Source organism: Chryseobacterium endophyticum (genome assembly GCF_056333165.1).
Genome location: NZ_JBWGXE010000002.1, coordinates 374,519 through 387,357 on the forward strand (window position 1 = coordinate 374,519; position 12,839 = coordinate 387,357).

Genomic DNA, 12,839 nt, shown 5'->3' on the forward strand with positions numbered 1-12,839 from the left:
TATAATGAAAAATAAATTTTTAAAAATATCAATAGCAACTTCATTTTTAGTGAGTGTATCTACTCTTAATGTAGCTTGTAATAATGACACCTTAGAAGAAAAAGAGTATAAAGGGGCATTTGCCGGAGAAAACTTTTTCAGAAATGAGCAGGAATGTTTTTTTGGTCTTGTGGGCACCTATGACGTCATGAGAAAATATGCAGGTGGGTTTGAAAATATGGTAACTTTTTTCAATGCAGCTTCAGATGATTTCTATGCAGGAGGTGGTAGTGCTACAGATGGAGCTGGTATTCAGGGGGCATCAAGTTTTCAGATTAATCCAACTACAATGCCTGCCAGTTACTGGAAAGATTATTATCAGGGTATTGCAAGAGCAAATGATCTTATCCAAAATGCTCCGAATGCATCAATGGATGAAACTTTGAAGCAACGCTTCATTTCGGAAGCAAAAACTCTTAGGGCATTGTATTATTTTGATTTGCTGAGGGTTTTCGGAAATATTCCTCTTATTTTAAAACCTTTTGAAGCAACAGACGATTTTTATAATGTTCCGCAAGCTGCACCTGCACAAGTATATGCTCAAATAGAAAAAGATCTAACCGAAGCTTTGCCAAATCTTCCTATGACGGTAAGCGGAGAGGAAAAAGGTAGATTAACACAAGGAGCGGCAAAAGCTCTTTTAGGTAAAGTGTATTTATATCAAAATAAAAAAGCCCAGGCTGCCGCACAATTTGCAGATGTAAATGGAACTCCGGGCGGAACCAGCCAATATGGATACAAACTGTTGGAAAGTTATGATGATCTTTGGAAAGCGGGAGTGGCACTAGGTGGGACTGCAGATCCTTATGAGTTTACATCAGAATCTATTATTGAAGCATCCTATAGTGATCAGGGAAAATCTGATTGGAGCTTTTGGGGACAAGGCAAAGATGAAGGAAATTCTATCTGCGTGATGACCGCACCAAGATCTTATAATAGAATTAGTCAAACAAATCCTGCCAATAATGCGCCGGATATCGTGTCAGGTTGGGCATTTAATACAGTTACAACAGATCTGTTTAACTTTATGCAAAGTGATCCGCGTGTAAATGCTACTATTCTGAATATGAATACATTAAAAGCGCAAGGGAAAGCGGATTATGCACCAGCTTATAAGGATACGGGATATTTCCTTAATAAATTTATGCCTACATCAGATAAAAAATCTACTTTAGGCGTTACCGAGCTCAATTATCGTCAAAATTACATTGTTATAAGATTAGCAGATACATATTTGATGGAGGCAGAAGCGCTCAATGGTAGTGGATCAAGAGCTCAGGCCTTGCTTGATGCAGTAAGAGCAAGAGTTGGTCTGGCATCAGTACCGGTAAGCTTGCAGGCTATAAAAGATGAAAGAAGAAGAGAACTGGCAGGTGAAGGGCATAGATTCTTTGATCTTGTGAGATGGGGTGATGCTCCTTCGAAGCTTGCTTTTAAAGGTTTTGTAGCAGGGAAAAATGAAATAATGCCTATACCATTAACGGAACTTACAGGAACTATCTTAAAGCAAAATTCAGGATACTAATTAAAAAATACAATATGATAACTAAATATATCAATAAAACCTTTCTTTTAGGTTCGGCAATTTTCTTTTTGGCAAGCTGTACACCAGATACGGTTGACGGAGATGGAAATGGCATTACTCAGGGTAACCTGGATGCATCATTCAAAGTTACCAAGACATCAGAAAACCATTATTTGTTGAAAAGAAATTTCAATAATTTCCTGAATTCCCGATGGAATATCGATGATGACGGATATAATAATGGAAAAGAAGAGGAGAATATTTTCCTTCCTGATGCCGGCACTTATGTTATTCAGCATCAGTCAGTAGGCGTTGGAGGGGTCGTTGGTGGTACAGCAAGTGAAACGGTTGTAGTCCCGACATCAGATCCTGTTTCCGGAAACATGATTCAGGGAGGAAGATTCGATACTCCGGATGAAGTCGCAAAGTGGTCTATTCATAAGATCAGTGCTTCAGGAGCTCAGTGGGTTTTTGCTAATGGAAAAGCGACTATCGTTGCATCAGGCAATAACCAGCAGGCTATTTACCAGCCGATAAATGTGGTAGCCGGACAAAAATATTCCATTGATATGGTTGCTTCATCAGACACACCTCTCGTAAATACATGGTTTGAAGTATACATGCTAAGCAGCATTCCTGCAACAGGACAGGATGTAGGAGGGACTGTATACCGAAACATCAATACCTGGGATGGATGTGGAACAAGTAAATTTAAAGGAAAAGTTTCTTCCGTAGGTTGTAACGCATCCAAAAACGGAGGCGAGTTTACTGCTACAACAACAGGAACTATGTATCTTGTCATTAAATGCGGAGGACAAACGGTTAATAGCTTAAGCATTGACAAAGTAGAATTCCGAAGAATGCAATAATCCTCCAAAAATTTGATATGAAGTCACAATATTCATATAGTTTCGTACTTAGAAGTGCTGCACTTTGCGGTGTAGCGCTTCTTTCTTTTTTAAACTGCAGCAGTACATCTTCTGATCTCGCAGGTAATAGTGATAACTCTGGCAACAACGGCGGGGGAAATACCTCCGGCGATCCGGTACAGGTATGGGTTACCAAAGGAGATCAGTCCATAAAACTGCAACAGCGGAATACAGCCTATTTTTCCGGAAACTCATCCTCAGGGACTGCTATTGAAGTGAATGCCTCACAGGTTTTCCAGACCGTCGACGGTTTTGGATATACCCTGACAGGAGGAAGCGTTCAGGTTATTAACCAGCTGAATACCGCCAAAAAACAGGAATTGCTAAACGACCTGTTTGGAAGTTCAGGGATTGGCATCAGTTATCTGAGAATAAGTATCGGGGCTTCAGACCTTAACAGTGAGGCCTTTTCTTACGACGATATGCCGGCAGGGCAGACAGACCCTACACTGGCGCAGTTTAGCCTGACAAAAGATCAGGCCGTGATTCAGATGCTAAAAGATATTCTGGCCATCAATCCGAATATTAAAATTTTAGCAACACCTTGGTCACCTCCGGTTTGGATGAAAGACAACGGTAGCAGCATCGGAGGAAGTCTCAAAAATGAATTTTACGGCGTGTATGCGCAGTATTTTGTAAAATATATTCAGGCCATGCAGGCTCAGGGAATTAAAATCGATGCCATTACACCTCAAAATGAGCCATTGCATCCGGGAAACAACCCAAGTATGTACATGACGGCTATCCAGCAGGCAACATTCATTAAAAATAATTTAGGACCGGCATTTCAGGCAGCGAATATTACGACAAAAATCATCGCTTACGATCACAACTGCGATAATCCGGCCTATCCATTAGCTGTTTTAAATGATGCTGCAGCAAATCCTTATGTAGATGGATCTGCTTTCCATTTATATGCCGGAGATATTTCCGCTTTAAGTACTGTTCATGACCTGTTTCCCGGTAAAAACGTTTATTTTACGGAACAATGGACAAGTTCCACAGGAAGTTTCGGAGGCGATTTGGATTGGCACATTAAAAACATTATTATTGGGTCCATGAGAAATTGGAGCAGGACCGCTTTGGAATGGAATGTGGCAAACGATGCTTCTTTCGGACCTCATACCCCTGGAGGCTGCACTCAGTGCAAAGGCGCGGTGACGATAAATGGTGCCAACAGTTATGATAAAAATGTCGCTTATTATATTATTGCTCACGCTTCAAAATTTGTTCCGGCAAACTCACAGAGAATCGGATCTACGCAAGGTGATAATCTTTCATCGGTAGCTTTTAAAACGCCGGCCGGTAAAATTGTTTTAATTGTTTTGAACAGCAATTCAGCAGACAAAACGTTTACCATTAAATACAACCAGAAAGCAGCACCTGTAACCATTCCGGGAAGCGCAGCAGCGACCTATATATTTTAAATTTGATTATGAAAAGAGTTTATTTCTTACTGGCATTTACAGCATTCGTAATCAGTGCTTTCGGACAAAAGACCATAGATCAGAAGGTTTCTGAATTATTGTCGAAAATGACGTTGGAAGAAAAAGTAGGACAGTTGGTTCAATACAGCGGTTTTGAATATGCAACGGGACCACAAAATTCCAGTTCTGCAAATGTTTTAAATGAAATAAAGCAAGGAAAGGTTGGTTCCATGCTCAACGTAGCAGGAGCAGAGGAAACCAGAAAATTTCAGGAATTGGCTTTAAAATCAAGACTGAAAATTCCGTTATTATTCGGGCTGGATGTCATTCATGGGTACCGTACAACATTCCCTGTAAACATCGGGCAGGCAGCAAGCTGGGATTTAAGTTTAATTGAAAAATCAGAAAGAATAGCCGCAACCGAAGCCTCAGCCTACGGAATTCACTGGACTTTTGCGCCGATGGTAGACATCGCAAGAGATCCAAGATGGGGTAGAGTGATGGAAGGTTCCGGCGAAGATACGTATCTGGGAACGCAGGTCGGTCTGGCAAGAATTCGTGGTTTCCAGGGAAAAGGTCTTGGAAATCTTGATGCGATTATGGCCTGTGCAAAGCATTTTGCAGCATACGGCGCCGCAGTCGGCGGAAGAGATTACAATTCGGTAGATATGAGTTTAAGACAGTTGAATGAAACCTATCTGCCACCTTTCAAAGCAGCAGCCGAAGCTGGCGTAGCAACCTTCATGAACTCTTTTAATGACATCAACGGAATCCCCGCAACCGCCAATAAATACATTTTAAGAAATTTATTGAAAGAGAAATGGAATTTCCGGGGATTTGTCGTTTCCGACTGGGGAAGTATCGGCGAAATGGTCAATCACGGCTATGTAAAAGATAATAAAGAAGCTGCGGAGAAAGCCATTATTGCCGGCAGTGATATGGATATGGAAAGCCGGGCCTATATGGCTGAACTTCCGAAATTAGTTCAGGAAGGAAAAGTTGATTCTAAGTTTATTGATGATGCGGCAAGAAGAATTTTAGTTAAAAAATTCGAAATGGGATTATTTGATGATCCTTACCGCTTCAGCAGTGAAAAAAGGCAAAAAGAGCAGACCAACAATAACGAAAACAGAAAATTCGGAAGAGAATTCGGTTCCAAAAGTATTGTTTTGCTAAAGAACGACAAGAATATCCTTCCTCTTTCAAGATCAACGAAAACCGTTGCTTTAATTGGTCCTTTCGGGAAAGAAACGACCGCCAATCACGGTTTCTGGTCAGTGGCATTTAAGGATGACAATCAGAGAATTGTGACACAGTTTGACGGCATTAAAAATCAGCTTGATAAAAATTCAACATTACTCTATGCAAAAGGCGCAAATGTTGATGATCAGGATAAATCAATGTTTGCAGAAGCAGTGGAGACAGCGAAAAAAGCCGATGTTGTTATCATGACGCTCGGAGAAGGCCACGCAATGAGTGGTGAAGCAAAGAGCAGAAGCAATATCCATTTTTCGGGAGTTCAGGAAGACCTTTTAAAAGAAATTGCCAAAACGGGAAAACCTATTGTGCTGATGATCAACGCAGGAAGACCCTTGGTTTTTGACTGGGCTGCCGACCATATTCCGGCAATCATATATACATGGTGGCTGGGAACGGAAGCAGGAAATTCTATTGCAGATGTTCTATTCGGAACCGTAAACCCGGGTGGAAAACTTCCGATGAGCTTCCCGAGAACGGAAGGACAGATTCCGGTGTATTACAATCATTATAATACCGGAAGGCCTGCAAAAAACAATACCGACAGGAATTATGTTTCCGCCTATATCGATTTGGATAACGACCCAAAATTTCCTTTCGGATATGGGCTGAGTTATACTAAATTTGCGTATTCGGACATGAATCTAAGTTCTGCAAGTCTTAAAGGAAACCAGACTTTAGACATCAGTGTAAAAGTTTCCAATACCGGGAATTATGATGGGGAAGAAGTGGTGCAGCTCTACATAAGAGACCTGTATGGGAAAGTGGTAAGACCGGTCAAAGAACTGAAAGGTTTCCAGAAAGTTTTCATTAAAAAAGGAGAAAGCAAAACGGTACACTTTACTTTAACTCCTGAGAACCTGAAGTTTTATGATGATGAATTAAATTATGACTGGGAGAGTGGTGACTTCGACATCATGCTAGGAACCAATTCTCAGGAAGTTAAGACAAAGAGAATTAATTGGTTAAAATAATAATAGTTTTACAAGACTGAGAGCGGGATAATACCCGCTTTTGGTGGTATAAAACCTTACGGTTTCAATAAACTTAATTCTTATGAACATTAAATTTCGATATATTTCTAATTTGATCATCGGAGGAAGCATCGCTTTTTCTTTAATAAACTGTACGGCCAGTAAACATCCGGGAAAGAAACTGGTCTGGTCTGATGAGTTTAATTATAAAGGACTGCCCGATTCCACAAAATGGAATTACGACATTGGAGGACACGGTTTCGGCAATGAAGAATCTCAGTTTTATACCAAAAACCGTCTGGAGAATGCCAGGGTTGAAAAAGGGAATCTTGTGATCGAAGCCAAAAAAGAAAATTGGGAAGAAAGTAAATATACTTCTGCCAGGCTTCTTACCAAAGGAAAATTCTCTTTTGAATACGGAACCATAGAAGTAAGGGCAAAACTTCCTAAAGGCCGCGGCACATGGCCTGCTATCTGGATGATGAGTGAAAAAATGAAAACCTGGCCGGATGACGGCGAGCTGGATATCATGGAACATGTAGGCTATAATCAGGGATTCATTCATGCTTCGGCACACACAAAGAATTATAACCATAAGATCAATACACAGAAAACGGATACCATATTCGTAAAGGATGCCAGTGAGGCTTTCCATGTTTATAAAGCCGACTGGACTCCCGAAAAAATCGATATTTATGTGGATGACAAAAAGTTTTTCACCTATGAAAATAAAGAGAAAACGTATGGAGCATGGCCTTTTGATCAGCCCTATTTTATCATATTAAATCTTGCAGTAGGTGGATTCTGGGGTGGAAAAGAAGGAATTGACGATACCGTTTTTCCTCAAAAGTTTGAAATCGATTACGTACGCGTGTATCAGAATAAATAAAATTTTGATTGCAAAAAGAATAGAAAAAGAAGAAGAAATAAATGAAAAAGCTCATTGTAAGTTGTTTTGTGATAGGAATTGCATGTAACGCAAATGCACAGAATTATTGGAAAAAAAACGACGGGAAAACGGCAAAAGTTTTTCTTACCAATGCTAAGACCAATGAAAAAATGGTCGACAAAGGAAATGTGAAGTTTGAAAAAATGGCTCAGCCCAAAGAAACGGATGCATGTATTTTTGTCGATCCTGATTTTAAATACCAGAAATTAATCGGTATCGGAGGCGCCATAACCGATGCTTCCGCTGAAACATTCTACAAGCTGCCTAAAAATAAACAGCAGGAAATCATTGATGCATACTACGGTAAAAATGGCCTTGGCTACACTCTTGTTCGCACCAATATGAATTCCTGTGACTTTTCCAGCGATTCTTATACCTATGTGCAGGATAATGATACTTCCCTCAAGACTTTTAATATTTCACATGATGAGAAATATAAGATTCCGATGATCAGAGAAGCTCAGAAAGCAATTGGTAAAGATTTTACATTTTATTTTTCACCATGGAGCCCGCCGGCTTGGATGAAATCGAATAAAAGCATGCTGAAAGGCGGAAGACTGGAAAATACTTTTTACCAGACCTGGGCAGACTATTATGTTAAATTCATAAAAGAGTACGAAACAAGAGGGATTAAGGTATGGGGATTGACTGTTCAGAATGAGCCAATGGCAACTCAAACCTGGGAATCATGCATCTACACTGCCGAAGAAGAAGGAGATTTTCTGAAAAATAATCTCGGCCCGACACTCTGGAAAAATGGATTTAAAGATAAAAAGGTAATGATTTGGGATCACAACCGTGACCTGATTTACCAAAGGGCAACGACTACCTTAAGCGATCCCGAAACATCAAAATATGCTTCCGGAATAGCATATCACTGGTATGAAACATGGAATAACAAAACACAGCTTTTTGATAACCTCACCGAAACCCAAAGAGCTTTTCCTGATAAATTTCTGGCCTTTACAGAAGGTTGCAAAGAGCAGTTTGATATGTCTAAAATTTATGATGTAAAATTGGGCGAACTCTACGGAAGAAATATGCTGAATGATTTCAACAAAGGAACTGCATTATGGACAGACTGGAATGTTCTCCTTGATGAAACCGGCGGTCCCAATCATGTCGGAAATTTCTGTTTTGCACCCATTATTGCGGATACGAAAACCGGCGAAGTATACTATACATACGAATATTATTATGTAGGTCATGTTTCAAAATTCATCAGGCCACATGCACAGAGAATCGGAAGTTCCTCGAATAGGGCAGCACTTACTTCTACCACATTCATGAATGAAAACGGTCAGCTGGTGACGGTAATCATGAATGATTCCGATAATGATATGGATGCCAATCTCTGGATTGAAGGAATGTCTGCGAAGCTTTCATCGCCTGCACATTCCATACAGACTGTACTTTTATAAAACTTCATATTAACATTATTTTTAAACGTTTCGGCGGCATCTTTGATGCCGCCGAAACTATTTCAAAATATTCCTACTATAAAACAAAAAAAACCGGAACATCATTCCGGTTTTACAATATTTTTAAAGAACAGTAAGTAAACTATTCTCCTGAATCATATTTGCTGATTACCTTCTGGGTTACTCCCGAGCTGCTGAAACCTCCGTCGTGGAAAAGATTCTGCATCGTAACTTTTCTCGTAAGATCAGAGAATAGCGTTACACAGTAATTGGCACATTCCAGAGCCGTAGCGTTTCCTAGCGGAGACATATCTTCAGCATATCCAAGGAAGCCGCCGAATCCTTTCACACCGCTACCGGCAGTAGTCATGGTAGGTGATTGCGAAACCGTGTTCACACGTACTTTTCTTTCACCCCAGTAACCTCCGAAAGTTCTTGCGATACTTTCAAGATAAGCCTTATTGTCAGACATATCGTTATAATCAGGGAATGTTCTCTGGGCGGCAATATAGCTCAGTGCCAGAATACTTCCCCATTCGTTCATACAGTCTTTTTCCCAGGCAACACGCATTACTTTATGGAAAGAAACCGCTGAAATATCCCAGCCTTTTTCCAACCAGTCGTAGTTCATTTCCGTATAATGTTTTCCTTTTCTTACGTTGATAGACATTCCTATAGAGTGAAGAATGAAGTCGATTTTCCCAAATTTAGCAACAGCGGCATCAAAAAGTTTTTCCAGATCTTCCACAGAAGTTGCGTCTGCCCCGATTACTTCAGAACCGGTTTTTTCTGCTAATCCGTTTAGTTCTCCCATTCTCAAAGCGATAGGAGCATTAGACAGGATAAATTCAGCACCTTCTTCGTGACATCTTTCTGCAACTTTCCAAGCGATCGATTGTTCATTAAGGGCTCCAAATATAATTCCCTTTTTGCCTTTAAGTAAACCGTATGACATATTTTTTAATGTTTATTAATATACAAATGTAGCAATATTTTGTGTTTATTACATAATAAAAAACGGAGCCTTCTCTAAAAAGACTCCGTTTTTCTTGAAAATATTTATATGACTGAAATTTAATTTGTTTTTTTATTCCATTCTGCCTTTACATCTTCTGCCGCATCTTTGGTTTTTTCCCATGCATCGTTGGCTTTATCCTTTACATCTTCCCATGCGTCCGATACATTGTTTTTTGCTCTGTCCAGCCAGTCTTCATGTCTTGCTTCTTCGTCATTCGATCTTTTTTCGTTGATATAATCTTTTGCTCTGTCCGCAAGTTCTTCAACTTTCCATTTGGTTTTATCGGCTGCGTTTTTTAAAGAGTTCTCAGTATTATCTACTGCATTTTCTGCTTTGTTGTATTCTGAATTGTTCATAATAAAATATTTTAGTGATGTTATGATTTAAACAATAACCATTCCTAAAAGTATGGTACATTGTTAAAGTTTTCATAAAAAGTAATATGATAGCTGTATTAAATAGTAAATAGTTGGTTTTTTGTATGTTGGTAATTCTTATATTTGCTATTGAAACCAACAAGAAACACAGAAAAAATGAAAAAACAAACAAAACTTTTAATCATAATAACATCTGTTTTAATATCAGTTTCAAATTCAATACAGGCTCAGGTTGGAATAGGAACCCCTGATCCGGAGCCTTCCGCAATGCTTGATATTACTTCAGGCAATAAAGGTCTTCTGATCCCAAGACTGGCACTGGCCTCTCTCAACGACACCTCTACAATTCCTTCACCCGCCAATGGCCTTCTTATCTGGAATAATGGTTTGGGGGGAGTTTCCGCCGCCGGATTCTATTACTGGAATAATGCCAAATGGAATCAGATGGCTACAGTTTCTACCGTCGCTCCAAGCTCCGTAGGATGGAGTACTTCAGGAAACAACATCGGAAATTATGGTGGTGCAGCTACCAATTTGTCTCTCGGAACTTCAGCGTATGATGATCTTATATTTAAAGTAAATTCGGGCGTGGCAGGAAGATTGGGAACCAACAATTCCGTGAGCTTCGGAAATTCTTCCAATGCCGGGCAGGATGCTGTTTCGATAGGCAAATCCTCAAATGCAGCACAAGATGCTTCTGCTCTGGGAAACAATGCCGTGGCCAATGGTTTTCAGTCTCTGGCCTTAGGCTATAAAGCCAAAACAAACAACAACAGTGAAACCGCAGTCGGATATCAGTCTACAACTTCAGGACAAAATTCTACTGCTTTAGGCTCGGGGGCAACAGCGACAGGGCAATTCTCCACGGCCATAGGTTACAATGCGCTGGCTTCACAACCCAATGCAATCGTATTAGGTAACAGCAACGCCAATGTCGGAATTGGTACCGCTACACCTAATACCACGGCAAAACTGGATGTTAACGGCCCATATAAATTAGGCATCAACGGATCGGTACAGAAAAGCCAGATTAGCTTTGAAGTATGGCCGAGCGTCTCCATCAATAATCTGCCGGCAAGTAAATCGACCACTTTGGATATCCCCGTTCCTCCAGGTTTTTATCCTTCTGCGACCAGAGCGACCATCACAGTAACACCGGCCAGTGATTTTGCAGGAAACAACACCTTTTCAATATCAAATCCAAGGTTAACATCCACATCCAATATCACCATCAATCTTACGAATATTGCGGGTAACGCAGAAAGTCTGTATTCTGCCCATTTTTACATTACCATTAATGAGTTCTAGAGGAATTTTTGTACATATTGTTTTAATTTGTTTGTTTGTTTAAGGGAAGAAGGATTTCAAATTGAAATCCTTCTTTATTTATACGTTATGTCAGATCTGGATCTAATTGATAATCCTCTCCAGCACCCATTCAATCAGTTTCTTCTCAGAAGCATGGTGATCGGCAGAGAACTCTCCGCGTCTTCTGTTGGCAATCACATTATTAACAGTGATGGCTTTATGACCTAAAAGTTTAGAAAAAGCATAAATGGCAGACGTTTCCATTTCAAAATTTGTGATACCAAGATCATTTAAGGTTTCCAGGAACTGATCATCCAGGGCTTTCAGACGGAGCTGTCTTCCCTGTGGCGCATAAAATCCCGGGAAAGTGGCCGTATTTCCATGGTATTTTGCATCCTTGTAGAGATTTCCCAGTTCTTCAGACCATTCTGAAAAATAAAGCATAGGCTTGATTTTATCATACGGAAACTTCTCTGTAAAACTTTTCGAAAATTCATTTTCAAACTCGTAATCCTGGTAAAAATTCATCAGGCCGTCGAGCCCAACCACATTTTGGGTAACCAGCATGTTGTCAACCTGAACATCAGGGTTCACGCTTCCGCAGGTTCCCATTCTGAACAGCTGCAGACTGGAATGTTCCGTTTTAAATTCTTTATTTTTAAGATCGATATTTACCAGTGCATCCAGCTCATTCATCACGATATCGATATTCTCGGTACCGATTCCCGTAGACATCACGGTGATCCTTTCTCCACGCAAAGTTCCGGTGTGGGTATAAAATTCCCTTTTGTTTTTGCGGACCTCTACCGTATCAAAATATTTTGAAACCTTCGCCACGCGGTCTGGATCCCCTACGAGAATAATCTTTTCAGCGATATCTTCCGGCAGAAGATTCAGATGGTAAACGCTTCCGTCATCGTTCAGAACAAGTTCTGAAGCAGCAAGTTTATTAAGCATACTATGTTTTTATTTGAATTAAAATTTGAAATTGATCCTCCCCAAATATCCTTCCTCATTACAAAGATCCTTCAGAAGCGGATCTGGTCGTCATGAATGTGATTTCGGGGTTTAAAATTAATAAAAATTCTCATAAGAGCCTGTTTTAAAAAACGCCAATTTTTTTTTAACATTAAGAAATTTAGTTTTAAAGAATATTTTATTTAATGGACCTTAGTAAAAATCAATATATTCGATTCTTACCTTTTATAATTTGAGTTTTCTTAACCCCTTAATGTTAAAATATTAGTAGAATCCAAGGCCTGTCAAGATATAACTCACAAGTTTTCCGTCACTCTTAATTTTCTCAATTAAAATAAACTTTGTTTATTCTTAACCTTTACACATAACGTTCTACTCATAAATAATTTTTCAAGCTAAAAAAATCTTAACTCCTTAATGTTAAAATATAGCCACAACCCAAGCCTTGCCAAAATAACTCACAAGTTTTCCGTCACTCTTAATTTTCTGAATTAAAATAAACTTTGTTTATTCTTAACCTTTACACATAACGTTCTACTCATAAATAATTTTTCAACCTAAAAAAAATCTTAACTCCTTAATGTTAAAATATAGCCACAACCCAAGCCTTGCCAAAATAACTCACAAGTTTTCCGTC

At 39.5% G+C, this 12,839-nt stretch carries 10 protein-coding genes; 7 read left to right on the top strand and 3 right to left on the bottom strand.

Annotated features, from left to right (window positions below; translation table 11 throughout):
- Positions 1–4: 4 nt before the first annotated feature.
- From AC0N32_RS06065 to AC0N32_RS06090, 6 genes are all read left to right on the top strand, one after another.
- A complete protein-coding gene (locus AC0N32_RS06065; protein ID WP_476392965.1) occupies positions 5–1,564 on the top strand; it encodes a RagB/SusD family nutrient uptake outer membrane protein in 1,560 nt (519 codons plus the stop codon).
- Between the two features lie 14 nt (positions 1,565–1,578).
- Positions 1,579–2,433 (top strand): hypothetical protein, encoded by an 855-nt coding sequence (locus AC0N32_RS06070; protein ID WP_476392966.1) that lies wholly within the window; start codon positions 1,579–1,581, stop codon positions 2,431–2,433.
- A gap of 17 nt (positions 2,434–2,450) precedes the next feature.
- Complete coding sequence (locus tag AC0N32_RS06075) at positions 2,451–3,920, top strand: glycoside hydrolase family 30 protein (protein WP_476392967.1); 1,470 nt, start codon at positions 2,451–2,453, stop codon at positions 3,918–3,920.
- Between the two features lie 8 nt (positions 3,921–3,928).
- The gene (gene bglX / locus AC0N32_RS06080) at positions 3,929–6,151 is read left to right on the top strand and encodes a beta-glucosidase BglX (protein WP_476392968.1); all 2,223 of its coding nucleotides are present in this window, start codon (positions 3,929–3,931) and stop codon (positions 6,149–6,151) included.
- Positions 6,152–6,233: 82 nt separating this feature from the next.
- A complete protein-coding gene (locus tag AC0N32_RS06085) occupies positions 6,234–7,040 on the top strand; it encodes a glycoside hydrolase family 16 protein (protein WP_476392969.1) in 807 nt (268 codons plus the stop codon).
- A 41-nt stretch (positions 7,041–7,081) separates the two neighbouring features.
- The gene (locus tag AC0N32_RS06090; protein WP_476392970.1) at positions 7,082–8,521 is read left to right on the top strand and encodes a glycoside hydrolase family 30 protein; all 1,440 of its coding nucleotides are present in this window, start codon (positions 7,082–7,084) and stop codon (positions 8,519–8,521) included.
- 142 nt (positions 8,522–8,663) lie between these two features.
- Here the strand turns inward: AC0N32_RS06090 and AC0N32_RS06095 are convergent, their stop codons facing one another.
- Together AC0N32_RS06095 and AC0N32_RS06100 are read right to left on the bottom strand one after the other, a co-directional pair.
- Positions 8,664–9,476 (bottom strand): enoyl-ACP reductase FabI, encoded by an 813-nt coding sequence (locus AC0N32_RS06095; protein WP_476392971.1) that lies wholly within the window; start codon positions 9,474–9,476, stop codon positions 8,664–8,666.
- A 119-nt stretch (positions 9,477–9,595) separates the two neighbouring features.
- Entirely contained in the window at positions 9,596–9,895 is a 300-nt protein-coding gene (locus tag AC0N32_RS06100) for a hypothetical protein (RefSeq protein WP_476392972.1), read from the bottom strand.
- Between the two features lie 177 nt (positions 9,896–10,072).
- On the opposite strand from AC0N32_RS06100, the gene AC0N32_RS06105 reads away from it, so the two are divergent.
- On the top strand, positions 10,073–11,224 hold the full coding sequence (locus AC0N32_RS06105; RefSeq protein WP_476392973.1) for a hypothetical protein: 1,152 nt from the start codon (positions 10,073–10,075) through the stop codon (positions 11,222–11,224).
- A 102-nt stretch (positions 11,225–11,326) separates the two neighbouring features.
- Here AC0N32_RS06105 and AC0N32_RS06110 read toward each other — a convergent pair whose 3' ends face one another.
- Positions 11,327–12,181 (bottom strand): nucleoside phosphorylase, encoded by an 855-nt coding sequence (locus tag AC0N32_RS06110; RefSeq protein WP_476392974.1) that lies wholly within the window; start codon positions 12,179–12,181, stop codon positions 11,327–11,329.
- Positions 12,182–12,839: the final 658 nt, after the last annotated feature.